32 protein-coding genes are annotated in these 25,841 nt (G+C 65.0%); 11 read left to right on the top strand and 21 right to left on the bottom strand.

The genetic code is table 11. The features are described from left to right. From RDU24_RS12035 to hmcA, 8 genes are all read right to left on the bottom strand, one after another. Positions 1 to 1,165: MCP four helix bundle domain-containing protein (locus RDU24_RS12035; protein ID WP_308736012.1), on the bottom strand; the 1,165-nt coding region annotated here is incomplete at its 3' end. A 416-nt stretch (positions 1,166 to 1,581) separates the two neighbouring features. Then, the gene (locus tag RDU24_RS12030) at positions 1,582 to 1,998 is read right to left on the bottom strand and encodes an RrF2 family transcriptional regulator (protein ID WP_308736011.1); all 417 of its coding nucleotides are present in this window, start codon (positions 1,996 to 1,998) and stop codon (positions 1,582 to 1,584) included. Positions 1,999 to 2,082: 84 nt separating this feature from the next. Next, positions 2,083 to 3,480: a sulfate respiration complex iron-sulfur protein HmcF gene (gene hmcF / locus RDU24_RS12025; protein WP_308736010.1), complete on the bottom strand. Its 1,398-nt coding sequence runs from the start codon at positions 3,478 to 3,480 to the stop codon at positions 2,083 to 2,085. 41 nt (positions 3,481 to 3,521) lie between these two features. Then, entirely contained in the window at positions 3,522 to 4,202 is a 681-nt protein-coding gene (gene hmcE / locus RDU24_RS12020; protein WP_308736009.1) for a sulfate respiration complex protein HmcE, read from the bottom strand. A gap of 3 nt (positions 4,203 to 4,205) precedes the next feature. Further along, positions 4,206 to 4,361 carry a sulfate respiration complex protein HmcD gene (hmcD, locus tag RDU24_RS12015; RefSeq protein WP_308736008.1) on the bottom strand — a complete coding sequence of 52 codons (156 nt, stop codon included), beginning with the start codon at positions 4,359 to 4,361 and terminating at the stop codon, positions 4,206 to 4,208. A gap of 13 nt (positions 4,362 to 4,374) precedes the next feature. Continuing rightward, positions 4,375 to 5,538 carry a sulfate respiration complex protein HmcC gene (hmcC, locus tag RDU24_RS12010; RefSeq protein WP_308736007.1) on the bottom strand — a complete coding sequence of 388 codons (1,164 nt, stop codon included), beginning with the start codon at positions 5,536 to 5,538 and terminating at the stop codon, positions 4,375 to 4,377. Then, positions 5,539 to 6,588, bottom strand: coding sequence for a sulfate respiration complex iron-sulfur protein HmcB (gene hmcB / locus RDU24_RS12005; protein ID WP_308736006.1), 1,050 nt, complete (start codon positions 6,586 to 6,588; stop codon positions 5,539 to 5,541). A gap of 31 nt (positions 6,589 to 6,619) precedes the next feature. After that, on the bottom strand, positions 6,620 to 8,311 hold the full coding sequence (gene hmcA / locus RDU24_RS12000; RefSeq protein WP_308736005.1) for a sulfate respiration complex hexadecaheme cytochrome HmcA: 1,692 nt from the start codon (positions 8,309 to 8,311) through the stop codon (positions 6,620 to 6,622). 390 nt (positions 8,312 to 8,701) lie between these two features. Here hmcA and RDU24_RS11995 point away from each other — a divergent pair, with 390 nt between their 5' ends. From RDU24_RS11995 to RDU24_RS11980, 4 genes are all read left to right on the top strand, one after another. Then, a complete protein-coding gene (locus RDU24_RS11995; RefSeq protein ID WP_308736004.1) occupies positions 8,702 to 9,103 on the top strand; it encodes a bacteriohemerythrin in 402 nt (133 codons plus the stop codon). Between the two features lie 125 nt (positions 9,104 to 9,228). Next, entirely contained in the window at positions 9,229 to 9,606 is a 378-nt protein-coding gene (gene hisI / locus RDU24_RS11990; RefSeq protein ID WP_308736003.1) for a phosphoribosyl-AMP cyclohydrolase, read from the top strand. Then, positions 9,603 to 10,484, top strand: coding sequence for an ATP phosphoribosyltransferase (gene hisG, locus RDU24_RS11985; RefSeq protein WP_308736002.1), 882 nt, complete (start codon positions 9,603 to 9,605; stop codon positions 10,482 to 10,484). The genes hisI and hisG overlap by 4 nt, the downstream gene beginning before the upstream one ends. A gap of 90 nt (positions 10,485 to 10,574) precedes the next feature. Further along, positions 10,575 to 10,799, top strand: a complete 225-nt coding sequence (locus RDU24_RS11980) for a hypothetical protein (protein WP_308736001.1) — start codon at positions 10,575 to 10,577, stop codon at positions 10,797 to 10,799. 7 nt (positions 10,800 to 10,806) lie between these two features. Here RDU24_RS11980 and RDU24_RS11975 read toward each other — a convergent pair whose 3' ends face one another. From RDU24_RS11975 to RDU24_RS11955, 5 genes are all read right to left on the bottom strand, one after another. Then, positions 10,807 to 11,028, bottom strand: a complete 222-nt coding sequence (locus tag RDU24_RS11975; protein ID WP_308736000.1) for a hypothetical protein — start codon at positions 11,026 to 11,028, stop codon at positions 10,807 to 10,809. Between the two features lie 302 nt (positions 11,029 to 11,330). Continuing rightward, the gene (locus RDU24_RS11970; protein ID WP_308735999.1) at positions 11,331 to 11,546 is read right to left on the bottom strand and encodes a hypothetical protein; all 216 of its coding nucleotides are present in this window, start codon (positions 11,544 to 11,546) and stop codon (positions 11,331 to 11,333) included. A gap of 129 nt (positions 11,547 to 11,675) precedes the next feature. Further along, on the bottom strand, positions 11,676 to 12,020 hold the full coding sequence (locus tag RDU24_RS11965; RefSeq protein WP_308735998.1) for a GrlR family regulatory protein: 345 nt from the start codon (positions 12,018 to 12,020) through the stop codon (positions 11,676 to 11,678). A 76-nt stretch (positions 12,021 to 12,096) separates the two neighbouring features. Then, positions 12,097 to 12,861, bottom strand: coding sequence for a polyphenol oxidase family protein (locus RDU24_RS11960; RefSeq protein WP_308735997.1), 765 nt, complete (start codon positions 12,859 to 12,861; stop codon positions 12,097 to 12,099). 5 nt (positions 12,862 to 12,866) lie between these two features. Continuing rightward, positions 12,867 to 13,466: a 5-formyltetrahydrofolate cyclo-ligase gene (locus RDU24_RS11955; RefSeq protein ID WP_308735996.1), complete on the bottom strand. Its 600-nt coding sequence runs from the start codon at positions 13,464 to 13,466 to the stop codon at positions 12,867 to 12,869. A gap of 182 nt (positions 13,467 to 13,648) precedes the next feature. On the opposite strand from RDU24_RS11955, the gene RDU24_RS11950 reads away from it, so the two are divergent. From RDU24_RS11950 to RDU24_RS11940, 3 genes are read left to right on the top strand one after another with little or no spacing between them, the layout of a single operon-like run. Next, complete coding sequence (locus tag RDU24_RS11950; RefSeq protein ID WP_308735995.1) at positions 13,649 to 14,332, top strand: metallophosphoesterase family protein; 684 nt, start codon at positions 13,649 to 13,651, stop codon at positions 14,330 to 14,332. A gap of 5 nt (positions 14,333 to 14,337) precedes the next feature. Then, positions 14,338 to 14,817 carry a 23S rRNA (pseudouridine(1915)-N(3))-methyltransferase RlmH gene (locus RDU24_RS11945; protein ID WP_308735994.1) on the top strand — a complete coding sequence of 160 codons (480 nt, stop codon included), beginning with the start codon at positions 14,338 to 14,340 and terminating at the stop codon, positions 14,815 to 14,817. A gap of 56 nt (positions 14,818 to 14,873) precedes the next feature. After that, on the top strand, positions 14,874 to 15,092 hold the full coding sequence (locus RDU24_RS11940) for a hypothetical protein (RefSeq protein WP_308735993.1): 219 nt from the start codon (positions 14,874 to 14,876) through the stop codon (positions 15,090 to 15,092). Here RDU24_RS11940 and RDU24_RS11935 read toward each other — a convergent pair. Both RDU24_RS11935 and RDU24_RS11930 read right to left on the bottom strand, forming a co-directional pair. Then, positions 15,059 to 15,790 (bottom strand): 16S rRNA (guanine(527)-N(7))-methyltransferase RsmG, encoded by a 732-nt coding sequence (locus RDU24_RS11935; RefSeq protein WP_308735992.1) that lies wholly within the window; start codon positions 15,788 to 15,790, stop codon positions 15,059 to 15,061. The two genes, RDU24_RS11940 and RDU24_RS11935, sit on opposite strands and share 34 nt — an antisense overlap. 75 nt (positions 15,791 to 15,865) lie before the next feature. Continuing rightward, entirely contained in the window at positions 15,866 to 18,946 is a 3,081-nt protein-coding gene (locus RDU24_RS11930; protein ID WP_308735991.1) for a hypothetical protein, read from the bottom strand. A 273-nt stretch (positions 18,947 to 19,219) separates the two neighbouring features. Here RDU24_RS11930 and RDU24_RS11925 point away from each other — a divergent pair, with 273 nt between their 5' ends. Both RDU24_RS11925 and RDU24_RS11920 read left to right on the top strand, forming a co-directional pair. Beyond that, entirely contained in the window at positions 19,220 to 19,612 is a 393-nt protein-coding gene (locus tag RDU24_RS11925; RefSeq protein ID WP_308735990.1) for a hypothetical protein, read from the top strand. 184 nt (positions 19,613 to 19,796) lie between these two features. After that, on the top strand, positions 19,797 to 20,051 hold the full coding sequence (locus RDU24_RS11920; RefSeq protein ID WP_308735989.1) for a Bbp19 family protein: 255 nt from the start codon (positions 19,797 to 19,799) through the stop codon (positions 20,049 to 20,051). Positions 20,052 to 20,217: 166 nt separating this feature from the next. Here the strand turns inward: RDU24_RS11920 and RDU24_RS11915 are convergent, their stop codons facing one another. Continuing rightward, complete coding sequence (locus RDU24_RS11915; RefSeq protein WP_308735988.1) at positions 20,218 to 20,439, bottom strand: hypothetical protein; 222 nt, start codon at positions 20,437 to 20,439, stop codon at positions 20,218 to 20,220. A gap of 325 nt (positions 20,440 to 20,764) precedes the next feature. Here RDU24_RS11915 and RDU24_RS11910 point away from each other — a divergent pair, with 325 nt between their 5' ends. Next, the gene (locus RDU24_RS11910; RefSeq protein ID WP_308735987.1) at positions 20,765 to 21,127 is read left to right on the top strand and encodes a hypothetical protein; all 363 of its coding nucleotides are present in this window, start codon (positions 20,765 to 20,767) and stop codon (positions 21,125 to 21,127) included. A 153-nt stretch (positions 21,128 to 21,280) separates the two neighbouring features. After that, on the top strand, positions 21,281 to 22,150 hold the full coding sequence (locus RDU24_RS11905) for a hypothetical protein (protein WP_308735986.1): 870 nt from the start codon (positions 21,281 to 21,283) through the stop codon (positions 22,148 to 22,150). A 91-nt stretch (positions 22,151 to 22,241) separates the two neighbouring features. On the opposite strand, the gene RDU24_RS11900 is transcribed toward RDU24_RS11905, so the two are convergent. From RDU24_RS11900 to RDU24_RS11880, 5 genes are read right to left on the bottom strand one after another with little or no spacing between them, the layout of a single operon-like run. Continuing rightward, entirely contained in the window at positions 22,242 to 22,652 is a 411-nt protein-coding gene (locus RDU24_RS11900; RefSeq protein WP_308735985.1) for a glycoside hydrolase family protein, read from the bottom strand. Then, positions 22,649 to 23,050 carry a 3TM-type holin gene (locus RDU24_RS11895; protein WP_308735984.1) on the bottom strand — a complete coding sequence of 134 codons (402 nt, stop codon included), beginning with the start codon at positions 23,048 to 23,050 and terminating at the stop codon, positions 22,649 to 22,651. The genes RDU24_RS11900 and RDU24_RS11895 overlap by 4 nt, the downstream gene beginning before the upstream one ends. Positions 23,051 to 23,089: 39 nt before the next feature. Next, positions 23,090 to 23,473: a hypothetical protein gene (locus RDU24_RS11890; protein WP_308735983.1), complete on the bottom strand. Its 384-nt coding sequence runs from the start codon at positions 23,471 to 23,473 to the stop codon at positions 23,090 to 23,092. A gap of 11 nt (positions 23,474 to 23,484) precedes the next feature. Further along, positions 23,485 to 23,823 carry a hypothetical protein gene (locus RDU24_RS11885; protein WP_308735982.1) on the bottom strand — a complete coding sequence of 113 codons (339 nt, stop codon included), beginning with the start codon at positions 23,821 to 23,823 and terminating at the stop codon, positions 23,485 to 23,487. A 9-nt stretch (positions 23,824 to 23,832) separates the two neighbouring features. Then, a complete protein-coding gene (locus tag RDU24_RS11880) occupies positions 23,833 to 25,785 on the bottom strand; it encodes a discoidin domain-containing protein (RefSeq protein WP_308735981.1) in 1,953 nt (650 codons plus the stop codon). Positions 25,786 to 25,841 lie beyond the last annotated feature (56 nt).

Below are 25,841 nucleotides of genomic sequence, written 5' to 3'. Positions count from 1 at the left end.
GGCGCAGGTGCGTCACCATGTCGTTGAGGGCTCTCGCCAGAACGCCGATCTCGTCTTTCTGGTCGATGTCGAGCGTGCGCGTGAAATCACCCTCGGCCATGGACTTGGCGAAGGACACCCCCTGGAGCACCGGACCGGTGATGCTGCGCGTCAGGAATATTCCCAGGATGACCGCGATGACCACGCCGATGATCATGCCGCCCAAGGCCACGGACTTGCTCAGCGCGGCGCTCAGGCCAAGGTCCTTGCTGTCGCTGTCCGCCGTGGTCCAGTGGTAGTCGCCGAGCTTGTCGGCAGCGGCCAGGGCCTCGTTCATCTTCGTGCGCGATTCGCCGAAGAGCACTTCGGACATGCCGGAGAACAGGCCCTGGCTGACCTTGGCCTCGGCGCTCATCTTGCCGAAACCCTCGAACACATTCAGCGCGGCAGGTTTCATGGTGTTATCCAGAATGGCCTTGGCCTTGGCGTTGCCACCCTTGTCGGCGACAGCCTTCTTGATCTCCGCCACGGACTTGTGGAATTCGTTGTGGTGCGGAATGATCGCCTGCAAAGCGTCGTTGATGACCTTATTGTCCGTTTTGAATGTGGCCATCCACTTGCCGAAATTGCAGGCCGTGGGATCCTCGCCCCCCTCGAAGGGCTTGCTGCCCAGGAGCATATCCTGAACTTTCACCTGCAGGGCGTAGTGGTCGCCCCGGAAGAGCTGCAGGTCGCCCTGGAGTTGATCCGGCTTGAGCAGGTCGGAGGCCTCCAGCTGCTTGGCAAGCTCCAGCGCCTTGTCGTTGGCTGCGCCTGTGGCAACTACCTTGGTCTTGAAATCCTCGAACAAGGCTTTCGCATTCGGGTCCACTTCAAGCTTGGAGTACGTCTCAATATTCTTGACGATGTTCTCGCGAGCCTTGGCGATGTTCACAAGCTGTCGCTGACGATCCGCCTTGGGCACCTCTGAACTCATTAGGGTGCGCAAGGCCTGGCCCGTCAACGCTATCTCCGCCTTGATGTCGTGGGACAAGCCGACGCCGGGCAAGTCGGTGTTGCTGATGTCCGCGCTCTTGTGCGCCAGGGATGTCAATTGGACATAGGCCAGGGTGCCCACAATCAAGGTGATTGCCGCCGTGAGGAGAAAGCCGCCGAGCAGCTTGACGCGAAGACTCCAGTTTTTCATCGGATTGAACCTCCTGGGTACGATACCGTCGTCCCATTTGCACCATGTCAACACGTTGCGGACCGCAAGGCTTTAATAATCGGGGGGATAGAGCACAACAGAATGCGTCATTATCGGCATTTTAAGATAATTACTTAGACCACGACATTTATTATTTCAAGTAGGGAGAAGAAAATTCGTCGGATTAATCACCTCAATTCAACACGTCAATTAGCCCAAAAGGCACCAGCGCGTGCAGCCTAGTCGTTTCAAATACGCATAACCATTTGCGATCCCGGCGCTTTGGACGCGAAGAGCGATGCCGTCGACGTGAGCGGCCTGAAAGCTGCGGGAGGATAAAGCAGAATGACTGAATAGGCGTGCCGGGGAGAGGATGGAGCACTGAAGCGGTTCCTGGCGCCGTGCGCTCGCCCTCGCTAGAGCCCGGGCTTGAGCAGGCTCTGCAGGGTGTAGCCGTCCAGGGTCTGGAACATGGCCTCGTTGGCCTGCTCCCAGACATCCTTGGTGGGACAGGTGCTCTGGCGCGCACAGGTGGCGCAGGCATCCTTGCCAAGGGCACAGCCCTTCAGAACGACCCAGTCCTCCAGGGCGCGCACCACGTCTCCCACGGTAATGTGTCCCGCGGGCTTGGCCAGAATGTGGCCGCCCTTGGGGCCACGCTTGGAAAGCACCAGTCCGGCCCGTTTGAGCCGCCTGATGAGCTTTTCCATGTACTTTTCGCTGATGCCGGTGCGCGAGGCTATTTCGGCTACGGAGACAGGGCCGTCGTGGTAGTTCTCGGCGATGTCGATGAGCATGCGGGTGCCGTAACGGCTTTTGGTGCTCAGGCGCATGGACTCTCCGAGGGGTTGTTCAATATGGCGCGCGGGAGAGGGAGGGGTTTCCCCCCTCCCCCGGCGCTGTGCGGGCGTTGAGGACTACTCTTCCTCTTCCTTGGGCTTCAAGTGCTCCGGCACTTCCATCATGTGGATGACCAGAGGCTTCAGGAAGCTCCACTTGATGCCGATCTTGAACTCTTCCTCGAGGTCGCGGATGGCGTCCCAGCAGTTGTGGCAGGGCGCGATGACGAGCTTGCAGCCGGTGGCCAGGATCTGGTCGCGCTTGACCATGAGGGCGCGGTTTCTCTGCGGGCGGAAGATGCCCATGCCGTTGAAGCCGCCGCCACCGCCGCAGCAGTAGTTGTGCTCCTTGTTGGGGCTCATCTCCACAAAGTAGCCGGGCTCCACCAGGTAGCTCACGATGCTGCGCGTGATTTCCTTCAATCCGTAGTTGCGGATGTAGTTGCAGGAGTCCTGCAGGGTCACGGGCTGCTTGATGCGCTTGGCCGGGTCGATCTTGATCTTGCCGAGGCGCAGGGCCTCTTCCAGCCACTCCACGTAGTGCAGGAAGCGCACCGGGGTCAGGCCGTCGGGGCGTCCGGCCCAGTAGGGGCCTTCGATGACGGTGGCGCGGTGGGCGTGGCCGCATTCCGTGCCGCAGGCCCGCTTGGGCTTCAGGCGGTCGATGGCGGCGTAGACGTGCTCCACCTGCTGCTTGCAGGCTTCCCAGTCGCCCGCGAAGAGCGAGAGGCTGGTCTGCTCCCAGCCGGAGCTGGGCACGGTCCAGTTCTCACCGGCAACGTGGAACAGGATGGCGGCCTCCGAGATGTCCTCGGGGTAGTGCTTGGGCTCGCGGGCGTTCACGGTGTACATGATGTCCGCGTTTTCCTTGTCGATGGGAATCTCAAGGCCCGGCCACTCGTCCTGGGCCTCCTCGGCCATCCACTCGCAGGTCTCGGTCCAGTCTTCGTCGGTGACGTTCATCTGGGCCTTGAACACGCGGTGCATGCCCGCGCCGATCTTGAGCTCCCAGGGAACGAAGCCCTGCGAGTACAGAAGTCCGCGCAGGTAGCCGAACATGATGCCCATGTCGATGCCGTAGGGGCAGTACTGGCCGCAGCGGTTGCAGCAGGTGCACTGGCTCCAGGCGACCTCCATGGCGTTGCGCATGAAGGCGTTGTCCACGTCTCCATTGCGCTTCACGATCTCGCCCAGGGTGGACTGGATCTTGTACGCCGGGACCTGTTCGGGCTTGCGGTCGTTGCACAGGTACAGGAAGCAGGAGTCGGCGCAGAGACCGCAGTGGGCGCACATCTCAAGCCAGGTGCGGATGCGCGACTTGCAGGTGTTCTTGAGCGACGTGGCGAGCTTCGCCTTGTCGACTTCGAGCTCCAGCATTTCCGCGTAGTATTGCTTTCCGCCTTTGTCCGCCAGGACGGCCTCAAGGGCCTCCTGGGTGGTCACCGGCGTCTTGTTGCAGAGTATTCCTTCAGGCATGGAACTATCTCCTTCTCTTTATTGTCCGTGGCGCCCGCGGGCTACCAGGTCATGGGGCTGCCGGTCAGGCCGCCGCGCTTGATGCCGTAGTCCATGCCGAGCTGGCCGCGCGAGAGGAAGAAGCCCACCACGTGGAACAGCTTGGTGAAGGGGACGGCCAGGAGCATGATCTCGCCGGTGATGACGTGGGCCAGCAACCAGAACTGGTAGTCGCCGCCCAGCTGATGCACGACCATGAAGCCCGTCACGAAGGGCGCCATGGTGATGGCCAGCAGCAGGTAGTCGTACAGGCTGGTGATGATGCGCACCTCAGGCAGGGCGATGCGGCGGATGATGATGAACACGCCCGCGCACAGCATGGCCACGGTGAGCACGTCGGCCAGGGCCATGGGGATGGTGGGCAGGCCGATGCCGAAGCGCATCTTGAACACCACCGCGTGGCCCACCAGGAACAGGGGGACCACCACAAGGCCGATGTGGAAGGTGAAGAACATGATGGTGAAGATGGGCTTCACCTTCCAGCCCTGGGAACCGAAGGGCACGATCCAGGCGGCGATGCTGCGCGCGGCGCCCCGGATTCCGGCCGCCGTCTGCGTGCCGTAGGCAACGCGGTCAAGCTTCCAGTCCAGGCCTTTGATGTAGGTGTACACCCGCCAGGCCAGCCCGCCGAAGAACACGGCGAAGGTCAGCCACAGGAGAGGTCCGGTAACGATCTGGTACATGGCTTACTCCTTGTCGTGCTCGGGCATCTTGTGAATTTCCTCGTCGCGCGAGGTCATGAAGGCCCAAAGCCCCCAGAAGCCGACAACGAACAGACCCATCAGGATGTAGACGATGTTCTTCGTATGCATCATGAAGTCGTGATAGACGTAGAATTCCATGTCGCGCCTCCTTCTAGTGGGCGTCTTTGTAATCAGGATGCTCAAAGAAGATGGGCATTCTGGATACGATGAAGCGGTAAGCGGTGACGCCAACAGTGACAACGAAGATGGACACGCCGATCTCCATCAGGCTCGGGAAGTAGCGCTGGCTGGACGGCAGGGTGTAGTTGAAGGCCACGATGGACACGTTGAAGCGGTTCAGGATGATGCCGAACACGGTCAGCGCGGCGGTCCACTTGATGAGCTTGATGTTCTTCTCACGCGAGCCGATGGCGTAGAGCAGGCTCGGCAGGGCCACGAAGCCCAGGACCTCGACCAGCCACCAGGCGCCCCAGCCCGTAGCCAGGTAGTGCCAGTTGTTGTCGTAGCCCACGGCGACGATCTTCACGCAGAAGTAGGCCGCCAGAGCGATGCTGGCCCCGCGCGCGAAGCCCAGGATCACGCCCTCATGCTCGTCCAGGTGGGTCTTGTCCATCATGTGGTGCCAGGGCTTGTGGGCCAGGGTGCCCTCGAAGATGACCATGGACAGGCCCGCCGGGATGCTCGAGATGAAGAAGAGCACGGCCAGGTAGGGGCTGTACCACAGCGGGTGGATCTTGCTCGGCGCGGCGATGTACAGGGCGCCCAGCGAGCTCTGGTGCAGGGTTGACAGCACAACGCCGAACACCGTGAGGGCCAGCGTGAGCTTGTGGATCTTGTTGCGCAGGTTCTTCATGCCCAGCCACTCGAACATGGCCGGGGAGAACTCGATGGCCAGGACGGTGACGTACAGGAAGACGCACAGGCCCACTTCGAACAGCAGCGACGTGGTGCCGGGGCTGACGAAGAGCGGGTACACCAGGCGGTAGGGACGGCCCACGTCGTAGTGCAGGGCGAAGACGACCAGGGCGTAGCCCAGGAAGGCCGTCAGGATGGCCGGGCGCACCGCCGAGTGGTATTTCTTCATGCCGAAGATGTAGCAGGCGGAGCTGGTGGTGTAGCCGCCGGCCGCCAGTGCGACGCCGCACAGCAGGTCGAAGCTGATCCAGACGCCCCAGGGGTTGTTCTGGTCGAGGTTGGTCACGTAGCCGAGGCCCTTGGTGAAGCGGAGCACGGTGATGACCAGGCCGATGGCCAGGAAGATCCCGGTGATGATGTTCGCCGGGGTCATCAGCGACTTGTTGGTTTCAGTAGTCATCTAGGCGCCCTCCTCGTCTTTTTTGGCGGCGGCAGCCTCTTCAAGGGCGCGCTTGACCTCGCGCTCGATGGCCTGGGCCTTGTCCTTCTCGGCCTTCTCAAGCTCCTTGGCGAGCTTGGCGGCGGCCTCGGCCTTGACCTCGGCCTTGGCGGCCTTCACGGCGGCCTTCTGCTCTTCAGCGGCCACCTTCTCCTTGCGCTTGTTCATGGCCCAAACGCCGCCCAAGAGGGCCGGCCACAGGGCCGCGACCATGGGAACCACGGACAGCGGTCCGGCGGTCATGGTCGGCACGCTGGTGGTGCCCAGGTCCTCGCGCAGGCCGATGTCCTTGAACTCCGCACCGGAGACGTACAGCCAGTTGGTGCCGCCCATCTCCTTTTCGCCGTATATGTGGTCCTGGTAGCGCTCGGGGTTGCGGCGGATGCGCTCGCGGGCCACCTCGATCAGATCCTTGCGCTTGCCGTAGAGCAGGGCCTCCTTGGGGCAGGCGCCGACGCAACCGGGGGCGGAAAGCTCGCCCTTGGTGATCTGGTCATGGCACATGGTGCACTTCATGATCCTGGGAGTGATCGGGTCGTTGTACTCGTAGGCCGGGATGTTGAACGGGCAGGCCACCATGCAGTAGCGGCAGCCCACGCACAGGCTGGCGTCATACGTCACCGAGCCGTCGGGGTTCTTGGTGAAGGCCTTGACGAAGCAGACGGAGGCGCAGGCGGGCTCCTGGCAGTGGTTGCACTGCACCTTGCGGAACGCCGGGCCCTTCTTGCCCACGTACTTGTTCACCACGGTGTAGGTCTTCTCGTCGGTGCGGCGCTCCGTGTCGAGGACCTTCAGGTCGTCAAAGGGTTTTGCCGGTGCCGGCAGCTTGTTCACTTTGTTGCATGCGGCCTCGCATTTGCGGCAGCCAATGCAGCGGGTGGAGTCGAACAACACACCTTTCGCATTGGGGTAGCCATCAAAGCTGTGGCCTGTTGCGGCTTGCGCCTCGGTGCCCAGGGTGGCCGTGATCCCCGCGGCGCCCAGCAAGCCGAGAAACTGTCTTCTCTTCATGGACGTGCTCCTTATTATGCCGGGGTCCGGCTTACTTCTTCTTTTCCTTGTGGCAGCCCACGCAGTCCGTGTTCAGGGGCTTCTTCAGGTCCATAGCCTTGTGGCAGCTCATGCACTGGCCGTGGTAGGCGGCCTTGAGGCCCGGACGGTTGGGCTGCTTCTCGTCAAAGGGCTTGCCGTGGCAGTTCACGCAGCGGGCGGGCTTCTTGGTGCCGGCCGGGGTGTTGTGGTGGCAGGCCTGGCACAGGGTGCCCGGATCAGCGTGGAACACGCCGCTCATCTTGGAGTCCTTCATGTTCTCCACGAGCTTCAGCACGATCTTGCGGTGCGGCATCTCGGAGGCTTCGTAATCGTTCACCAGGCTCTTGATGGTGACCTTCTCCGGGATGTCGTCGGTGGTGAAGATGTCGGCCTTGTCGGCGCGGCCCTTCAGCAGTTCGCTCGCGGCGGCGGCCTTCTCTTCCGGCTTCATGGCCCAGTAGGCGGGCATCTGGCCGGGCTCGGCGGGCACCTTCAGCGCGCCCTGGACGTGGCACTTCTTGCAAGAGGCGCTGGCGGGCTTGGTGCGGCTCTTCAGCTGGCTGTGGCAACCGGCGCACTTGGGCTCGGCCTTGCTCTGGTTGTGGCAGCCCACGCAGCTCTGCTTGGCGCTGGCGCGGTGCATGGCCTGCTCAAGCTGGACGAAGCCGCCTTCCTTGCTGCCTGCCACGGTGTGGCACTTGGAGCAGGCGACGGTCTCCTTGTGGTGGCAGGCGCGGCAGGTGTCCGTGTTCTTCTCGTGCAGCTTGTGGTTGAAGGCGACCGGGCTCATGGCCACGGGCTTGGCGCCTTCCGCCGGCTTCTCGATGCTGACCAGGGTCAGGTCGGGCTGTCCGGCCTTGCGGATCAGGCGGACGTCTTCGCCGGCCTTGGCCACGGCTTCCTTGTTCTTGGCGGCGGTCTTGGCCTGGGCCTCGGCGCTGTGGCAGCCGGCGCACTGGACCGGACCGGTCTCCTTGACGCCCTTGAGCGCCAGGGTGCGGTGGCAGTTCACGCAGGAATCATGCGCGGCCTGCGACATGCTGCGGGACTCCTTGGTGGCCTTCGGCTCGTGGCAGGAGCGGCAGGTGCCCTCCTTGCCCTTCGCGTAGAAGGTCTTCTTGGTGTCCTTGTTATATTCGTGGTGGCAGCGGTCGCAATTGTCCTTGCGCAGTTCGCCGGTGGCCTCGTCCTTCAGGGTCGAGGGCAGCTCCTTGGTGGAGGTGTGGCGGAAGTGCAGGGCGTTGTTGAGACCGCCGTCCAGCTTGGCGGAAGAGACCTTGGGCTTGGCGTCGTGGCAGGAGCGGCAGGCGCCGTCCAGCGGGCCGGTCTTCTGGCCCTTCGCGGCCAGGTCCGTGTGGCAGCCGATGCAGTTCTTGTGGTAAATCGCCTTGACCTCGGCCTGGGTGGTGTCCTTCTCGCGCTTGAACTTCGTCACCACCTGGCCGTCTTTCTCGACGTGGCAGGTCTTGCAGTCCTTTTCGCCAGTCTTGAGGGTCAGGGTGTGCTTGTCGTGCAAGAACGTGACGGGCGGCAGCTCCAGCTTCCCGAACGATTTCATGGTGTCGATGGTCACCATGTCCGTGCGGATGGCTGCGTTTGCCTGCGCCTCCCCGACCCCCTGCGCCTCAAGGCTGAGGATCGAGACCACGGCCAGGACAAACATGGCCCCGGCTGACAGCAGCAGTACTCTTCCTTTTTCCATGTTGTTGTTCCTTGCCTCATACGTTGAGAGGGTTAGCCCGATCATGGTGAACGCCGACAAGCCAGCGTGGACAGTCTGCTCCGCCCCTTTTCACCCCAAACAAGTAGGAAATAATCTCTTACCCGTGAGTACCCAATTCCCGCAACCACGTCAAGGCTATTTTCCTGAAACGCTCAGTTCAGGAGGATATCTTTTCCTCCCCCCAGGCCACGTTATCAATGGGTTACAGTCTATGTGATTCCCGGCACAAGAGATTCCCAACCGACTTGGAGGATTTATTTGTCCTGCCGCGAAGCTATGATTTCCGCCTGCAATTTTTCCACAATTATTATTTGCCCAACCCTAGGAATGGTGTATGAGGCAAGCATGGAAAACCCTTGGAGGTGAGCCATGGGCATTATCTGCTGGGACGGTTCTCTCAAGATCGGCGTGGACGCCGTGGACGCGCAGCACAGGCACCTCTTCGAAATCATCGACCACCTGCTGGAGCGGATGACCACCGGCAACCCCTCGGCCGCGCTCATGGACGGCCTGGACAGCATGCGCACCTACGCGCGCTTTCACTTCGACGCCGAGGAGCGCCTGCTCGACATGCACGGCTACCCGGACCGCGAGGCGCACCGCCAGGCCCACCGGGAATTTCTGGAGAACCTGGACCGCCTGACCGCCCAGGAGCCGACCCCGGAAATGGCGCACCAGGCACTTGGCTTCCTGCTCTCCTGGTACGCCAAGCACATCCAGACCGAGGACGGCCGCTACGCGCCCTTCCTGGCTGAAGCCGGCGTGCGCTAGCGGCCCGCCACCCCCCCTGCCCCGGCATTGGACAACCGCGCCCGTATCGCATAAGAACCCCGCTTGGCGCGCGCGTGGGCGCTTGCACAGAGCCCGCCGCGCGGACACCTTATTGCGAGGTTTTCATGCTCCGACCAGATTTTGCCAAGTGCCAAGGCCTAGTGCCGGTCATCGCCCAGGAGGCCGAGACCGGTGAGGTGCTCATGCTCGCCTACATGAACGAGGCGGCCTGGGACAAGACCATCGAGACCGGCGAGGTCCACTACTACAGCCGCAGCCGCAACACGCTCTGGCACAAGGGCGGCACCTCCGGCCACGTGCAGAAGGTCCATACCATCCGCCTGGACTGCGACGCCGACACGGTGCTGGTCCAGGTGACCCAGCTGGGCGGGGCGGCCTGCCACACCGGCCGCAAAAGCTGTTTCTACCGCGAAATTTCGGGCGACGACGTACGCGAATGCTCGCCCATGGTTTTCGACCCCAAGGAGGTCTACGGAAAATGAGCACCACGAATAAACTCAAGCTGGGCGTGCCCAAGGGCTCCCTGCAGGACGCCACCATCAAGTTGTTCGAGAAGAGCGGCTGGAAGATCCGCCTGCACTCCCGCAACTACTTCCCCGACATCGACGACGACGAGATCACCTGCTCCATGTGCCGCGCCCAGGAAATGAGCATCTACGTCGAGCAGGGCGTGCTCGACTGCGGCCTGACCGGCAAGGACTGGATCCTTGAGAACAAGTCCGACGTGGTGGTGGTGAGCGACCTGGTCTACTCCAAGGTCAGCAACCGCCCGGCCCGCTGGGTGCTGGCCGTGGCCGGCGACTCTCCCTACAAGACCGCCGCGGACCTCAAGGGCAAGAAGATCGCCACGGAGCTCGTGAACTTCACCAAGAACACCTTCGCCGAGCGCGGCATCCCGGTGACCGTCGACTTCTCCTGGGGCGCCACCGAGGCCAAGGTGGTCGAGGGACTGTGCGACGCCATCGTGGAGGTCACCGAGACCGGCACCACCATCCGCGCCCACGGCCTGCGCATCATCGAGGACCTGCTGTTCACCAACACCAGGCTCATCGCCAACAAGAAGGCCTGGGAAGACCCCTTCAAGCGCCGCAAGATCGAGCACATGAACATGCTGCTCCAGGGCGCGCTCAAGGCCGAGCGCATGGTCGGCCTCAAGATGAACATGCCCAAGGCCAAGATGGACCAGGCCATGACCCTGCTGCCCAGCCTGACCTCGCCCACTGTTTCCGGGCTGTCCAACCAGGACTGGCTGTCGGTGGAGATCGTCGTTGAGGAGGCCATCGTGCGCGAGCTCATCCCGCAGCTCAAGGAACTCGGCGCCGAGGGCATCATCGAATACCCGCTGAACAAGGTCATCTAAGAACACGTGCGGGGCGCACCACCGCCTTGGTGGAGCGCCCCGCTTTTCTTCCGGCCGAGGCCGCAACCCTGACGCACGCAGGAGGCGCACATGTTCACGAAGGCTGGCCTGCTCATCGCCGTGGCCCTTGTGCTGCTGGGCTACCGCTGGGGCAAGCGCAAGGCCCAGGAGCGCCTCGCCCCGCCGCCCGTCCAGGCGGCCGCGCCCAGCGCCGCGCCCAAGAAGGAGTGGATCTCCGTCAGGACGCTGCTCGTCATTGTCGCCATCCTCCTCGTCATCGCCATCCTCTCCAGCCTGACCGGCCGGATCGGCTAGCTTTCCGCTACTTCCCCAGGTACTTCTTGGCGCACTCCATAAAGGCTTTCCTGGGCTGATTCCCCGTCACCGCCTTGCAGCAATGCTTGAAGGCCTTGCGGGCTTCTTCCATGCTTACACCATTTTCAAATGCAATCTTAGTTGCCGTGTAGGTTTCCTCGTATCCCTCATCCTCTGCGCACGATACAAATCGCGCATCAACTTCCCGTTTCGTCTTGTCGTCCGACACTGCATTACCCTCTGCGTACGCCCAGCCATTTTCGGTACTGGGATTAATCGACCTCAACGCACCACGTGTCGGCCTTCCGACCGGGTATGCATCCCCAAGCGAAGGCTCGCGACGTATCCCCTGACACCTCAGGCTTTCCCGCCCGGAGCCCTTGCCCTGCGCCAAGCGATATAGCTTTAGCGCATAATATGCACTAAACTATTCGTGTCAAGAATCATGGTACCGATTAGGCTATTTTCCCGCAGACAAAAAAAGGCGCGCCCGAATGGACGCGCCCGGAGCGGCGAAGGAAATGACCCGCGCTAACGCTTGAAGCAGTGCTTGCACTCGCGGCAATTCTTCTTCAGGCGCTTCAGCACGTCGTCGCGCTCCCTGGCGTTTTCCACCGGGAAGATCTTGTGCTCCCCGGCGCCCATGCGGTCCAGGTTGCAGCTGCCGCTCAATTTCGAGGCAAGGTGGATCTCCTTGTTGTCCAGATTGACAATGAAGATGTCTTCCTCGTGGCTGTTGACGAACACATGAGCCTCACTTTCTGCTGTTGTTTCGCCGCGCCACAGGGCGCGACGGTTTCTGGCCAGCGGCCAAAGGGCCGAAATTTTGCCACGCGGCGTGGCCAGCGCTTTCTGTCGGCTGGAGGGCGGGGCGGCCTAGTCGATGGTGGCCAGCTCGCCCAGCTTTTTCCCCACCACGTTCAGGCGGATGCCATGGGCCTCGCGGATGGAGCCCACGGCGCGGAAGCCTTCCGGCATGGTCTCCGTGACCTCCAGGTCGAGGTTGACGGCCGAGAGCGGGCCGAAGGTGGGATATTTCTCGCCATGCAGGTGGAGAATCTCCACCGTGAGGCGCAGGGCGTCGCCCTCGCCGGACTGCAGGCCGCGGAAGATGTGGTTGTCGTTGGCCCCGTGCACGCCGCAGGCGTCGAACACCGCATAGCCTTCGCCCACGGTGGCGAGGCTGGACTGGAACCGTATGTGGAAGATGCCGTTCAACATGGTGGACCTCTCCGAGGGGGTTTTACCGGAGGATATACAGAAAAGCGGTTGAGAAGGGAAGCATGGCGCGGGTTCTTTATGCCCCGCCGCCAATCCAGATGAGCGACACCTGGCGGCCCGTGGTGCGCGCCGCGCGGAAAGAGAAGAAATCCCCGGGGCTTGACTGTGTGCACTGGTCCAGCCCGAAGACGCGCTCGGGCCGCAGCCCTGCGCCCTCAAGCTGCACGCGTGTGAGCCGCCACAGGTCGAGCACCTGGCGCGCCGGGTCGTAAAACTCCCGGAACCCGGCGCCGAACTCGGCCTCGAAGTTGGTGAACTGGGCGGCGTCCGGCCCGAGGCTCGGCCCGCGCACGGCGAACAGCTCCGACGGCTTGCAGCCGTAATGCGCGCACAACCGCGCCACCGCGCTGCCCGGCAGGTCGGCCACGTTGCCGCGCCAGCCCACGTGCAGGGCCGCCACGAACCGCCCGGCCTCGTGCGCCAGCAGCACGGGCTGGCAGTCCGCGGTCTTGATGCACAGGGCCTGGCCGGGCTGGCTGGTTGCCAGGGCGTCGCCCTCGAGGCTGGCCGGCCCGCCGCAGAAGGCCTCCAGCCCCAGGGGCGCGGGCTCGATGTGCAGCGCGTCGCCGTGGACCTGGCGGCACTCGTGCCAGGCACAGAGGCCCAGGCTCGCGGCCAGGGCGCGGCGGTTGGCGGCCACGGACGCCGGGTCGTCGCCCACGTCGAAGGAATAGTTGGCCGCGTCAAAGGGCGGCAGGCTCACCCCGCCCCGGCGCGTGGTGAACAGGCAGGAGACCTTGTCCAGGCCCGGAAAACGGAACGCGATGGACCCGAGGGACATCCGGCCTAGCGGAACCACTTGAGCTCGCGTTCGGTGCAGATGCCCTGCACCGGCGCATCCCAGGCGTTCATGGGGAACGACTCGATGCGCTGGAACTCGTAGCACAGCCCGAGGGTCACGGTGTCGTCCATCTCCGGGCGGGCCAGCAGGCGGTCGTAATAGCCGCCGCCAAAGCCCAGCCGGTAGCCGTGGGCGTCGAACGCCACTGCGGGCACCAGCACGAGGTCGGGCACGAAAGGCTCGCCGGAGTCCTCCCGCGTGAGGCAGCAGGGCGCGGGCTCCATGATGTTGAAGGAGCCCTCGGCGAGGTCGTCCTCGCAGGTGCAGGCGCAGATGTCCATGAAGCCCGGCTGGTCCGGGCGGCAGCGAGGCAGAAGCGCCATGGCCCCGCGCTCCCAGAGCTCGGCCAGCAGCGCGCGGGTGTCTATCTCGTTCTTGATGGGCCAGTAGAGCAGCACGGCCCAGGCGTTTTTCCATTCGGACAGGGTGCGCACGCGCTCGGTCACAGCCATGCTGGCCCGCTTCACCTCGTCCGGGGAGAGCGCCATGCGCTTCTCCACCATCATCTTGCGAATCCTGTCTTTTTCCTGACTTGGATCGTTCATCCGCCCCCCCGAAACTGGCAAAATCGAGCGCCCCCATTGCCTTTGCGCCCGAACTTTGTTTATGCTAACAATAGGTGTATTGGAAGCGAAAAATATCCGCCTTTTCGGGTCGGGTTGCTCCGGCGGCCCCGGCAAGGGCGGAACCTCCCGGCACGCCGGAACAAATTCACCAGGAGATGACGATGTACTGGATCGCCGTGGGCGACGTGCATGAAAGCGCGGGGATGCTGAAGGCCATCCCCGGCGTCAGCGGAGCCGAAGGGCTCATCCTCTCCGGGGACCTGACCAACCGGGGCCGCGAGGAGCGCGCCGCGCTCGTGCTCGCCCAGGCCCAGGCCGTCAACCCGAACCTGCTGGCCCAGATGGGCAACATGGACCACGCCGAGGTGGGCGAGCTGCTCTCGCGCCGCGGGCTGAACATCCACCGCCAGGCGCGGCTGCTGGCGCCCGGCCTGGTGCTCATGGGCGTGGGCTGGTCCACCCCCACCCCTTTCGGCACGCCGTCCGAAGTCCCCGACTCCGTGCTGGCCGACTGGCTTGCCGAGACGCACGAACGGGCGCAAGCCCTCGCCGCCGAGGACTGCGCCACCTGCCCCTACCACCTGGTGGCCGTCATCCACACCCCGCCGGTGAATTCCGCCCTGGACCGCGTCTCCAGCGGCGCCCACGTGGGCAGCGCGGCCGTGCGAGCCTTCATCCAGCAGGCCAAGCCCGACGTGGTCATCTGCGGCCACATCCACGAGGCCGTGGCCGAGGAGCGCCTGGGCGACACCCACGTGCTCAATCCCGGCCTGCTGGCCGAGGGCGGCTACGTGCGCCTGAGCCTCACCGACGGCCAACTGCGCGCCAGCCTGGAGCGGGTTTAGCGCCCGTGGCCGCGCAGTTGCAGTGCCTGTTCGTGGGCAAGGCCCGCGAGGCCTCCCTGCGCGACGCGGCGGACCTCTACGCGCTGAAGCTTTCGCGCCTGGCGCGCTGCGAGGTCGCCCTCGTCAAGGATGCCGCAAGCTCCCTGCCAGCGCCGGAGAAATGCCTGCGCGAAGGCCGCGACATCCTGGCCCGCCTGGACGCCCGGTGCGTTCCCGTGGCGCTGGACGAACGCGGCGAGAACTGGTCCAGCCGCGAGCTGGCGGCGAAGCTCAAGGCCTGGGAGGACTCCGCGCGCACGCCCTGCTTCATCGTGGGCGGGGCCTTCGGCCTGTCCGACGAGGTGCGCGAACGGGCCAAGGCCACCGGCGCGCTGTTCTCGCTGGGGCGCATCACCCTGCCGCACGAGCTGGCCCGGGTGGTGCTTCTGGAGCAGCTCTACCGGGCGGCCAGCATCAACAAGGGCCTGCCCTACCATCACGACTGATTATTGCTCGGCACCGACGGGCGACACCGCCCCCAAACGCACGCAAGGACACGCACATGCTCGACCAAGCCTACCTGGACAAGCTCGCTGAATACTTCGCCTCGGGCGACCTGGAGTTCGACTTCGAACACGGCGACGAGGCCCGCCGCCAGATGATCCTGGGGTGTCTGGAATCGCTGATGGACCTGGCTGATCAGGCCGACGAGCTGGCCACCAAGCTCATCTTCAAGGGCGGCATGCTTCAGGCCATGGCCGGGATCAAGGACCAGAAATAGCGCGCCTTGCCGCTGCCCGCCGGGTAGCTCCGCACGGCCTCCACCACGCAGCCGCAGCCCGACTCGGCGCCGGCCTCGGCCAGCTGCCCGGCTGACGGGGGCGGGTCGTTGGCCAGCACCACCAGCCGTCCCCCCGGCGCAAGCAGGCCGGCCGCCAGCGGCAGGAGCTTGGGCCAGGGCATGAAGGCCCGGCTCACGACCAGGTCCGCGCGGGGCTTGAGGCGCAGGCGCCGCAATTCCTCTCCCACCACCTCGGCCCGGCCGTGGAACACGCGCACGCCCGGCAGGCCCCCGGCCTGCTGCAGCTCGCCCACAGCCTGGCGCAGGAACACGGCGCGCTTCTCGCGCAGCTCCACCAGCACGTACTCGCCCGCGCCCCACAGGCAGCGCAGGGGGATGCCCGGCAGCCCCGCGCCCGCGCCCAGGTCCAGCGTCAGCGGGGACTCCGGCAGGGCCAGGGTTTCGAGAAACGCCGCAAGGTGCAGGCTGTCCGCCGCCAGGTCGCGGAACACCTCGGGCCAGGTGGCGCGGCCCACGAGGTTCATGGCGCGGTTCCACTTGAGCAGGAGGGTGAGGTATCGCGAGAGCAGCTCGGCCTGGGGCTTGGCCAGGTCGAAGCCTGCGCGCCGGGCCTCGGACGCGACCTCGCCGGGGGCGGGGGCGTAGGGCTTGGGTGGTTGTTTCGGCGGCTGCGGCATGGGGCGAGTGTACGCTGAGGGACGGCAGGCGGCAAGGGTGTGGACAGAGACGCCCCCGGCCCCTACCTCCCGGCCCTACCTTCCGGACGAGGCCAGCCTGGCCGCAAGGTCCTGGATGTCGTCCAGGTACTCGCGGTGCATGTCGAGGTAGAAGGACAAGGCCTTGCCGAAGTTTCGCCCCACCAGGCCGTCGAGGAACACCTGGCTGATCTCGCGCTCGCGCAGGAGCACGTACTGCGAGAGCAGGAACACCCGGCGCTCCTCCGGCCCCATCTCCCGCAGGAAGCCCGCCATGACGCCCCGAGCGCGCGGCTGGTACATCCAGAAATACATCAGGTCCAGCGCGTTGACGATGATGATGCTCTCCAGCCCCTTGTGCTCGTAGCTCATGGTCTGCATGAACTGCTTGGGCGATTCGAGCAGCGCGAGCGCGTCCTCCTGGGGGAAGAGCAGCTCCAGCTGCTGGAAGCTGTCGAACAGCTGGTTCAGCTTGCCCCGGTAGTCCCAGGAGCGCAGGCGGATGAACAGGTCGCGGTCGGCCAGACCCTCGATGACGCCTGCCACGCAGTCGCTCGCCAGTTTGGAGATCACCGCCGCCCAGGGCGCCACCGCGGCCACCGCCTCGGTGTGGCCCGTGGCCGACACCATGAGCACGATGACGTTGCTGTACAAAAGCGCCAGCGGAATGGACAGCACCGAGCGGAACAGGTTGCCCACCGCGGCGGCCATGGGCAGGCCACGCAGCACGTTGTGGCTGAAGATGTACAGCCCGTTGGCCACGGCCATCACCGTGTAGAGCACCAGCGGGCTGGACGACAGGGTGATGCCCAGGCCCTTGTTCAAGAGCTGCGACTTCACCAGGTAATCAAGGAGCGGCACGGAGAAGCCCGTGTACAGAAGCGAGTCCGCCAGCCGCCCCCAGCTCACCAGCCCGTTCCATTGCAGCAGCGACGAGCGGTGCACACCGCCCGCGCCCAGCACCATCTGGATGACGTTGCGCACGCCGGTGATGCTGAACCACAGGAACGCGCCGAACCAGGCCAGCACCCACCAGTCCTTGGTCAGGGCGAAGGTGAGCGCCGCCGGGATGAATCCGCAGAGCACCTTGAGCGTGTTCTTGAGGTGCGAGTTGAGGTAGCGCAGGTGCGGCAGCTTTTTGGCCGGGCGCTTCTCCGGTTCCTGCTCCTCCAGGCCCGCGTCGTGGCCGTGCTCGCGCTGCACGCCGCCCATGAGGGAAACGTTGCCGGGCCGGCCCGGCGTCAGGCGGTAGTTCTCGGCCAGCCACTCCACGCCGCGATGCCGCGTGAACAGGCGCAGGGGCGGGCACACGGCGGCCAGGCCGTGCAGCAGGTCGAAGCGCGGCTCGCACTCCTCCTCCGGCAGGAAGGTGACGCGCTTGCGGGCGCTCACGCTGACGTCCAGGCGCTTCTGCTCCGCTCCGGGCGTGCGGGCCAGGGCCCTGCGCGCGCGCTTGGGCAGGGTGTCCACCACCACCATGCCCATGCCGTAGAGGCGGCTGGACTGGCCGGTGGAGTCGGTGCCGATGCAGGAGGCCAGCGGGTTCTTCAAATAGTAGGAGCGGAGCGAGGAGATGTCGTAGAGGATCTCCTGCAGCTTATCGCGCCGGGAGCTGGAGCCCACGCCCTGGATGATCGAGCGGATGAGCTTCTTGAGCTTGATGACGTTGGCGGTGTTGAGCGCCTCCTGCAGGGCGTTGATGCGCTCCGGGTCGATCTCGCGCCCCAGGGCGCGGTCCTTCATGTTCACGATCTCCAGGTGCGTTATCATGCCCTGGCAATCGTACAGGATCTCCAGCACGTCCTCGGCGCGCAAGCCGCCCAGGCTCAGGGTGATGCGCCCGAGGGCGTGGATGCCGAGCAGCCGCGCGGCAAGCTCCTGGGGCGAGAGCTTCAGCATGTCCGGCACTTCGGGGGCTTCCTGGCCGACGCCAGGGGGCACGCCGGGGTTCGCCAGGCCGGGATTCTTGTCCGGCCGGAGGAAGCGCTCGATGATCTCGTCGGTGTCGAGGTTGCGCAGGCGCGAAAACTGGGCGCGTATCTCCGCGCGCTCCGGGCCGGTGGCGGTCGCCAGCTCGTGGCGCAGGAAGGCCGCCTGCTTCTGCATGACCGGCAGCAGGCTGTCGTGGATGAACTTGCCCAGGTGCTCCAGCGACGCCTGGCCCGCGCCCACGAAGCGCCGGAAATCGGCCTCGGCCAGTGGCGCGAGCTCAAGCCCCAGCTCGCGCGAGAGGGTCTGCCGGTGGGTGGCGTTGAACTCGGCGAAGGCGGCCATGACGTAGCCCTGGTGGTACAGCGAGACCCGCCGCGACTCCTCGAAGAAGCGCAGCAGCTCCGGCTGATCCAGAAAATCCAGGAACTCCGTGGGCGTGGCGAAGCCCTCGGGCATCCAGATGAGCTTCAGGTAGCGGCCCCGGAACCGCGGCGAGAACTCGATGCCGATGCGCACCTGCACGTTCATGATGCGCGCGGCCTCGAGGAGTTCAGCGGCCACCTCGGGCTGGACGTGGTTGTAGTAGATGACGGTGAGGCGGCGGATGCCCTTGATCCAGGCGTCCATGACCAGGTGCGTGCTGGACTTGCGGCCCTTGGTGTTGGCGTCGTGCACGTGGTCGTCGAAGGTGATCTGGCTTAAGTCCTCGGGCATCTCCAGCAGGTGGAAACGCTCCAGGTGGCGGCGCACCACGCGAGGCTTGCCCGCGCAGGCCTCGCGGAAGTCATGGGCCAGGGCCAGCTGGGCCTGCGGGTCGCCCCCGGCGCGGACCATCTCCTTCATGAGCTGCACCAGCACCCGCGCCGTGTTGTAGCGCAAGCCGCCCTGGGCGGTGGAGAGCACCTCCGCGTGCAGGCCGCGCAGGGCCGAGAGGCGGTCATCGGCCTTGCCGGTCTCAAGGGAGCCCAGCAGGTGCACGACTGCGTAGGCGATGCGCAGGCCGCGCGTGGCGGCCATCTCCTTGATGCCGTGGGGGTGCATGTAGGGCGCCAGCAGCTTCTTGTGCGCGGGCGCGTCCTCGCGGTTCACCACGTCGCACACGATGCGCAGCAGGTCGTAGTCCTTCTTGTCGAAGAACGCCCGGGAGGGCCGCAGCGACGCGAAAGACTCCGCCGCCTGTGAACAGTATGACTCGCTTCCGGCCATGCTTCCCCTTGGGCCGGGCGCCACGGCGCCCCAGCAAAACGTGACTGTTTTCACAATCGGCAGGCTGCGGCAAAAAGTCAAGGCCCAGGCGTGCTTTCCGCAGTCTGGTCAAGCTGGAAAGCCGGGCGACAATCGCCCTTTGCAGATGCAAACCGCGCCCGCAACCCCGCCGTTTTGCCCGACACCTTGCGCAAGGGGTCAAACTGGGCTAGGTGTCGCGCAGAATCATAGAAATAGCCGTCCTGGCAATTCAATCACTTACGGAGGAAACGCATGAAACGTCTGCTCGCATTCGCCCTGTTCGTCCTGCTCTTCTGCTTCGCCACCTCAGCCTTCGCGGCGGACGCCCCGAAGCTGGTGGGAACCTGGGAGGGCATTCCCTCGGTGCACGGCGCCAAGGTCGGATACCGCACCGGCAAGCTGGTGGTGACCATCGTGGAGCAGCAAGGCAACGCCTTCCACGGCACCAAGACCTACCAAACGCCCAGGAGGAGCAAGACCGAAAGCTTCAGCGGCACCATCCGCTCCGACGGCCAGATCTTCATCGCCGACCATGACGAGGGTTACATGCTGGGCGACCTGACCAAGGACGGCGACCTGGAGCTGCAGTACGGCCACCGGGGCAAGAACGCCATCGCGGTCTACGTGCTGCTGAAGAAGAAGTAGCCTCCGCAAGCACACGGCCCAGCGCGGCCCGGCCCTCGTGATAGCGGGTGCCGGGCCGCTTTTTTCGCTCGGCGCCAAACCCTGTCAACCGGGAATTTTTGTCTTTTTTGCGGCCAAAAACGGGTGTTTTTTGTCCGGCCCTAGTTTCCGGGTGTATGCTTGCGGGAAACAAGGAGGACGCACCATGCGTGAAACAACAGACCTGTTCGTGGCTTATGCAAGGGCTTTTGAAGGCGAGGCCGGGCGACTGGTCCTTGCGGACCTGTCCCGCCAGGGCTTCCTGCGCGAGACGAGCTTCAGCCCGGACCCGCAACGCGCCGCCTTCAACGAAGGTCGCCGCAGCCTGGCGCTGTACATTGCCAGGATGATCGAGGGGCCGGAGCCCGGGCGCAAGCCGGAGCCCGAGGGCGCGGCGGGACGCGACAGCGGCGGGCGCTGACGGGCTGCTGCCCGGCAAGGCGCGCGGACGACTTGCCGCGCGGTGGATGTGGAAGTCGAAGTGACGGGAGGCGGGACGGCCAAGCGAAATTGGCCAAGCGAAATTGGTCGAGCAAAAAAAAGAGGGGGCCTCGCAGCCCCCTCTGGATGGTCAGATGCCTTGAGCCTTAGGGCTTCTTGGCTTCGGCCGGCTTGGCGGCTTCGGCGGCGGGAGCGGCGGCCGGGGCGGCAGCCTCAGGGGCCTTCACTTCAGCGGGCTTGGCCTCAGCGGCGGGAGCCGGAGCGGCAGCGGCGGGCTCGGCCTTCTTCTCTTCGGCTTTCTTCTCGCCGCAGGCGGAAACACCAAGGGCCAGGGACGCAACGATCATGACGGCGAACAGCTTCTTCATGGGAACCTTCCTCTGTAATGTGGTGGTGGTGAAACACAGACTCGAAATTCCTGCACCTCCGGCAAAAGTCCCACCCGGGACCTGTTCCCGCCGCCGTTCGCCCAAGGGCTGGCGGTCAGCTGGAGCCGGAGCGAGGCCTTGGCCCTGACGCCCGTTCGCAGCAACGCCGCGACCGCGCGGGGGTCCGTACCCTCACGCGCAGTCATTATACCCGTTGCCAAAGGTTGGCAACAGAAAAGTCGGTGCTTTTTTGAGCCGTGCTAAATGCCGTGAACCCCGACCTGCCTAGGCAATCGTAACATAATCCCGAAGCAAGGAGAACAATATGCCCATTTTCGAACAACCAGGCGCACATTCGTCGTTATCCGGCCTGCCTGAGTCCAGGCACATGCGCTTCTTCACCCTCTCCGACGCTGCCGGGCTCTACGCCGCCGCGGCCTTGGCCGAGCACCCGGACGCCCTTGAGCTGCACCTCTCGGTGCTTCGGTACGGCCCGGCCACCGTGCGCGCGCTGCGGGCTGATGTTGAGGAGCTGAAGGCCCTGGCCAGGCGGCTGGGCAAGACGCGCATCCTGGGCCTGCGCGTGGAGCCCGGGCTTGAGATCGACCCCCGCTGGCCAAAATTCACGCGCCTGTTCGGCTTCACCAACCAGAGGGTGGTCCAGGCGGCGGAACTCAGCCTTGAGTGAAACCCTGTCAAGAGGGAATTTTTGTCCTTTTACCGGCCAAAGTTTGGTAATTTTTGTCCGTCGGCAAAACCTAGGGTATACTGGTCCGAGCGCCCGACCCGGCATTGTGCCGCGTGCGGGCCATGCGCCCACCTGTTACCCTAGGAGACCATCATGACCGATGCCCCCACCCCGTCCCAGAAGCGCACCCAGCCCATGAGCGCGGCCCCCGTCGACTGGCGACTGGACCTGCCCGAGGACCTGACGGCGCCCGGCCGCGACGAATCCGGCAAGGAGACCCTGCTCCCGTTGCGCCAGCACCCGGCCCTGGCCAAATACGCCTCCCCCGGCGAGGCGCTGAAGGCCCTGGTGCACGCCCAGCGTCTGCTGGGCCGCAAGACCGAGCCCGAGGGTTCGCTCTTGTCCCAGGGCGCGCCCCAGGGCCAGGACGGTCCGCCCCAGTCGCCCGGGCACTACCGCCTGCCGGAGATCGAACTGCCCGAGGAGTTCCGCGTCGACGAAGCCCTGCGCGACGCCTTCCTGGCCAAGGCCCACGAGCTGGGCCTGTCCGACGCCCAGGCCGGCGGCCTGTACGCCTGGTTCCTGCCGCTCAACGTGGACGGGCTGCGCTCGCACACGGAAAAGCTCAGCACCGAGCGCGCGAAACGCCGCGAACGGGAGCTCTCCGGCCTGCGCCAGGTCCACGGCGGCGAGGCCAAGGCCGTGCTGGAAGCCGCGCGCAAGGCCGTACTGGCCCTGGGCGGCCAGACGCTCATGCAGGCCCTGGAGCAGAGCGGCGCCGCGGACGACGCCTGCGTGATCCAGGCCTTTTCCCGCATGGCCCCGCTGGTGAGCGAGAGCTCCCTGCGCGGCAAGAACGCCGGGGGCGCCACCAGCCTGACCCCGCAGCGCCTGCGCGAGATGATGCGCGACCCGCGCTACTTCGACCCGTCGCGCCGGGACGCGGAGTTCGTGCGCCAGGTGCAGAAGGGCTTCGAGAGCCTGTATCCCGGCGAGCAGGCTCCGACGCTGCGCGCTTCCTAACCCCAAGGGCTTGAACGCCGACGGCCCGGTCAGGTTTTCGCCTGGCCGGGCCGTCTTGCGTCGAGGGAGCGCAAATTCGAACGCAATCTCGCTACAAGGCCTTCAGCTTCTGCGCCAGGCGCTCGGCGCGCGCGCCAACCTGCCCGGCCCACTTGGACCGCAGCATCTCCTCGGCGGCGTCCACGTAGAGCCGAGCCTGAAGATAGGCCAGCGTCTGCCGGAATCCCAGCAGCCCGCCCAGGCCCAGGTTGAAGCACATGTTGGCCAGCACCTCCTGAACGGCCTCCGGGGCCGTGGCGACCCACGGCAGCGCCGCCACCAGCTGGCCCCAGAAGGCCTTGATGTCGTTGCCCAGCAGGACCAGGGCCTCGGCCTCGGTGATGCCCCGGTCGTCCAGGTTGCGGCCCACGCCGATGGTCAGCTTCCCGGCGGAGCAGCGGTACGGCTTGAGCCGCAGTCCTTCGTCGCGAAGAAGCTCCCGGGCCAGGCGGTGCGTGTTCATTTGCCCGCCCCCTTCATCTTCTCAAACGTGCGCAGCGAGCCCATGCCGAGCATGCCGAACATGAGCTGCCAGAGCATGTCGTCCAGGGCCGGGGGCGGGGGCGATGCGGGCCACCAGACCCCCGAGGCCCACGCCCACAGGGGGCGGGCCAGGTACTGGAAGGCCAGGGCGGCCGCGCAGACCCAACCGATGGCCGGCCGCCAGCCCGCGACGAACAGCGACGCGCTGGCGGCCTCGACCTTGTTGACGTCGCGCTGGTCGGCCTCGGCCTTGGCGGCGATGTCGAGCAACGCGCGCTGGTAGTCCTCGGCGGCCTTGGCCCGGGCCCCGGGGTCTGGGATCAGGTCCAGCAGCTTCTGCGCCGCCGCCCCGATGAGTGGAATGAAGTCAAGCAGCATGGTCTTCCTCCTGGATTCTGGCCCCGCCGCGGGGCGGGGTTACTTCAGCACGGCCGCGAGCACGAACGGACCGGCGAGTTGGAGCACCAGCCCCACGCCCAGGCCAACGTAGACATGGAAACGCAGGCGGTTCACCGCGCTCCACAGGTCCGCGCGCTCGGCAAGGTGCTCCTCGCGGGACTGGGCGTGGGCCTCGCGATGCTGGTCCGCGCCGCGCTCCAGGGCCACCAGGCGCTCGGCCTGGCGGGCGCACAGCTCGCGCCGTGCCGTCTGGGACTCGGCGATGCGCAACAGCGTTTCGCCGTTGGCCTTGGACTGCTCGGCCACGGCCCCGATGCCCACGCGCATCTGGTCCTTCAGGCCCACAAGGGCATCGCGGATCTGCTCCATGAACTGGTCGTGGAAGCCGCAGGGCTGGTGCATGGCCCGTCCTCCTATCCGGCAGGCAGCAGCAGCGCCCGCTCCTCCACAGAGGCCGTGAACGAGGCAACGGCAGCCCAGCTCGCGGGCAGACGCAGCAGTTCCTGATGCGCTGGCACCGCCACCACCTCCATGCCCAGGAACTCGCCGTCAGGCCCGATCATCGGGCGGTCCTCGGCGTAGGCGGGCACGTCCACCAGGACCGACGGGAAGGCCGAGGGCGGAAGCCCGTCCTGCGCCTGGTATTCCTCGCGCTGGAGCTCGCTGGTCCAGTCCACGCAACCGCAGTCCGCCGGCAACTGCGCCAGCAGCTCGCGCGACAATTCCACTTCCGGGTGATGCAAGAGAATCATTACAGCCTCCTATGCGGCCAAGTTGATGATGTTCACGGAGCCGGGACCACCAGGGCCACCGGGGCAGTTGTAGGTTTCAGCAGCTCCCTTCGCGCCACCAAGTCCACCGTTTGCCCGCACAGTCCCGTTGTTGGTGTAGCCACCGAGGTAGAACAGGCCCACAAGCCCACCACCAGAGCCGCCACCGCCGCCTCCACCTGTGGAAGGATACGCAGCACCCCCGGCGCTTCCGTCAGAGGAGATGCGGCATCCAGATGCCACCTTAATCCACCCCTTTACGAAGGCCATGAGGACACCACCGGGACCGCCAGTGCCGGGACTGCCCGGACCTTGCGCACCACCCGCCCCAACAGGGTCGCCAGCGCCACCGCCGCCACCGCCCCCGTTGCCAGCCGTGTTGCCACCGCCGACACCACCAGCGAGAGCCGCAGTCGCATCGCCACCAGCCGTGCCGCCAGTGCTATGGCGGGGAGCGCCACCGCCACCAGCGCCGCCGCCGAAGGACGTACCCGGCCCCCCGTCGCCACCGCCGAGGTTGACATCGTAGTTGCCGGACCCGCCACCACCGCCGCCACCCGTCTGCATGGGGCCAGCAGCAGCGCCAGTGCCGCCAACAGTACCTTGGTTGTAGCTTGGGCCAGACGGAGGTCCGCCAGCACCGCCACTCGCCCCCGGCTGAACCATGACGTAGTTCGCCAGTTTAGCCAGTGCGAGGCCAGCCTTCATGGAGTCGGGGAGCACATCCACCTCGGACTTGCTGCCCGTGACAGTGCCGCCTTTGCCAAGGCCGTCGATGTTGCACGTTGCCCCGTTGAGCAACACAAGGTCGCCCGTGAGGTGCGCGTACAGACCGTTGCATTTTGTGGAGGGCTTCAACGATGCGCTTGCGCCGTCCAGAACAAGAGTGTGACCCTTCACAACACAGGCGAAGGTGAGCGCGTCCGGGGCGACTGTAGCCGCGCTAGTAATGACGATGGCGTTTGTGAAAGTGTAGCTCTCAAAGAACTGCATTTCACTTATTCCGAGGTAGTTGGCACCGCCAGATGCAGCGATATTCAGTCTGTACGCGAGGTACTCTCCCGGTGAAGCAACAGTGTAACTCTGCCAAGAGCACGCAACTGCGAAGGAAATACCAGAACGTGTGTCTAACACATTCCATGTCGCACCCCCGTCATTGCTGCCCTCAAGAGTCCAACTGCTAGGCATTGCAGAAAGCCCGAGGTTGGTTCCACCTTCAAGTTGGTATCTGGTGATTCTCCTCTTAATAGAATACGTTGCTTTCAGCCAAGCAGTGGTGACTCCCACAGCTGTCTGCCAGTAGTCTGCCGTTGTGCCGCAAGCACCATTAAATGCGTTGGCTGCGGTGTACGACCCGCTGTACTCACTGGATGCGGTTGCAGTCTGCCCGGTAACGGTGACTTCTGTTGACGTATAGCTGGACTGGAATTGCACCACATACACTATACCGGGGCCACCGACCGTATTGGAATCTTCCGTGACACTTCCGAAGGTTTCTCCATCAGATGGTTTGTACGCTCTGTATCCCCTTGAATACGCAGAACCAGAGTAATAGGAGTTTCCTGAGTTCACGTAAACAGCCGTGCGGTACTCCCCTGTTGCAGGGACAGTGAATACTGCTCCCAGCGCTACCTTGTTGTAGCCACCGTTGGATGTACTTGGGACTTCGACATTCAGCGCCACTCTATAGTTGCCAGCAGAGACACGTTCAACAATGTATAAGGTAATGTTGTTGCCGCCAGTGGCATCGTAGTACATCAAGTCGGATATAGCTGTTCCTGGGGTGAGAGCAGCCGCAGCCCTGTCTACTACGAAGTACCCGGTTAAGGACGCGCCATATGAACCGGAATAGTTCAGGGTACGGCGGTCCTCTTGCTTGATGTCCTGGCTATACTCACCCTTGCCAAACAGGGTGGACGAGGCCCCGAGGGGGCCGGGGGGCAAGCCCCCGACCCCTCCGGGCCAGCCCCCGCCGCCCGCATGGGTCGACATGTGGCGCG

Origin of the sequence: Humidesulfovibrio sp. (assembly GCF_031082295.1) — a bacterium.
GTDB lineage: Bacteria > Desulfobacterota > Desulfovibrionia > Desulfovibrionales > Desulfovibrionaceae > Humidesulfovibrio.
This window is presented reverse-complemented; position numbering and strand designations above follow the sequence as displayed.

Excerpts from the sequence above, each read along its gene's own strand:
- hmcC (WP_308736007.1), bottom strand. The coding sequence starts at position 5,538 with ATGACTACTGAAACCAACAAGTCGCTGATGACCCCGGCGAACATCATC.
- RDU24_RS11900 (WP_308735985.1), bottom strand. The coding sequence starts at position 22,652 with ATGAACACGCACCGCCTGGCCCGGGAGCTTCTTCGCGACGAAGGACTG.
- RDU24_RS11890 (WP_308735983.1), bottom strand. The coding sequence starts at position 23,473 with ATGCACCAGCCCTGCGGCTTCCACGACCAGTTCATGGAGCAGATCCGC.
- RDU24_RS11930 (WP_308735991.1), bottom strand. The coding sequence starts at position 18,946 with ATGGCCGGAAGCGAGTCATACTGTTCACAGGCGGCGGAGTCTTTCGCG.
- RDU24_RS11950 (WP_308735995.1), top strand. The coding sequence starts at position 13,649 with ATGTACTGGATCGCCGTGGGCGACGTGCATGAAAGCGCGGGGATGCTG.
- hmcD (WP_308736008.1), bottom strand. The coding sequence starts at position 4,361 with ATGGAATTCTACGTCTATCACGACTTCATGATGCATACGAAGAACATC.
- RDU24_RS11935 (WP_308735992.1), bottom strand. The coding sequence starts at position 15,790 with ATGCCGCAGCCGCCGAAACAACCACCCAAGCCCTACGCCCCCGCCCCC.
- RDU24_RS11895 (WP_308735984.1), bottom strand. The coding sequence starts at position 23,050 with ATGCTGCTTGACTTCATTCCACTCATCGGGGCGGCGGCGCAGAAGCTG.
- RDU24_RS11955 (WP_308735996.1), bottom strand. The coding sequence starts at position 13,466 with ATGAACGATCCAAGTCAGGAAAAAGACAGGATTCGCAAGATGATGGTG.
- RDU24_RS11910 (WP_308735987.1), top strand. The coding sequence starts at position 20,765 with ATGCCCATTTTCGAACAACCAGGCGCACATTCGTCGTTATCCGGCCTG.
- RDU24_RS11940 (WP_308735993.1), top strand. The coding sequence starts at position 14,874 with ATGCTCGACCAAGCCTACCTGGACAAGCTCGCTGAATACTTCGCCTCG.
- RDU24_RS11960 (WP_308735997.1), bottom strand. The coding sequence starts at position 12,861 with ATGTCCCTCGGGTCCATCGCGTTCCGTTTTCCGGGCCTGGACAAGGTC.
- hmcA (WP_308736005.1), bottom strand. The coding sequence starts at position 8,311 with ATGGAAAAAGGAAGAGTACTGCTGCTGTCAGCCGGGGCCATGTTTGTC.
- hmcF (WP_308736010.1), bottom strand. The coding sequence starts at position 3,480 with ATGCCTGAAGGAATACTCTGCAACAAGACGCCGGTGACCACCCAGGAG.
- RDU24_RS11885 (WP_308735982.1), bottom strand. The coding sequence starts at position 23,823 with ATGATTCTCTTGCATCACCCGGAAGTGGAATTGTCGCGCGAGCTGCTG.
- RDU24_RS12030 (WP_308736011.1), bottom strand. The coding sequence starts at position 1,998 with ATGCGCCTGAGCACCAAAAGCCGTTACGGCACCCGCATGCTCATCGAC.
- RDU24_RS11905 (WP_308735986.1), top strand. The coding sequence starts at position 21,281 with ATGACCGATGCCCCCACCCCGTCCCAGAAGCGCACCCAGCCCATGAGC.
- RDU24_RS11925 (WP_308735990.1), top strand. The coding sequence starts at position 19,220 with ATGAAACGTCTGCTCGCATTCGCCCTGTTCGTCCTGCTCTTCTGCTTC.
- hmcE (WP_308736009.1), bottom strand. The coding sequence starts at position 4,202 with ATGTACCAGATCGTTACCGGACCTCTCCTGTGGCTGACCTTCGCCGTG.
- hisI (WP_308736003.1), top strand. The coding sequence starts at position 9,229 with ATGCTCCGACCAGATTTTGCCAAGTGCCAAGGCCTAGTGCCGGTCATC.
- RDU24_RS11980 (WP_308736001.1), top strand. The coding sequence starts at position 10,575 with ATGTTCACGAAGGCTGGCCTGCTCATCGCCGTGGCCCTTGTGCTGCTG.
- RDU24_RS11965 (WP_308735998.1), bottom strand. The coding sequence starts at position 12,020 with ATGTTGAACGGCATCTTCCACATACGGTTCCAGTCCAGCCTCGCCACC.
- hmcB (WP_308736006.1), bottom strand. The coding sequence starts at position 6,588 with ATGAAGAGAAGACAGTTTCTCGGCTTGCTGGGCGCCGCGGGGATCACG.
- RDU24_RS11995 (WP_308736004.1), top strand. The coding sequence starts at position 8,702 with ATGGGCATTATCTGCTGGGACGGTTCTCTCAAGATCGGCGTGGACGCC.
- RDU24_RS11920 (WP_308735989.1), top strand. The coding sequence starts at position 19,797 with ATGCGTGAAACAACAGACCTGTTCGTGGCTTATGCAAGGGCTTTTGAA.
- hisG (WP_308736002.1), top strand. The coding sequence starts at position 9,603 with ATGAGCACCACGAATAAACTCAAGCTGGGCGTGCCCAAGGGCTCCCTG.
- RDU24_RS11915 (WP_308735988.1), bottom strand. The coding sequence starts at position 20,439 with ATGAAGAAGCTGTTCGCCGTCATGATCGTTGCGTCCCTGGCCCTTGGT.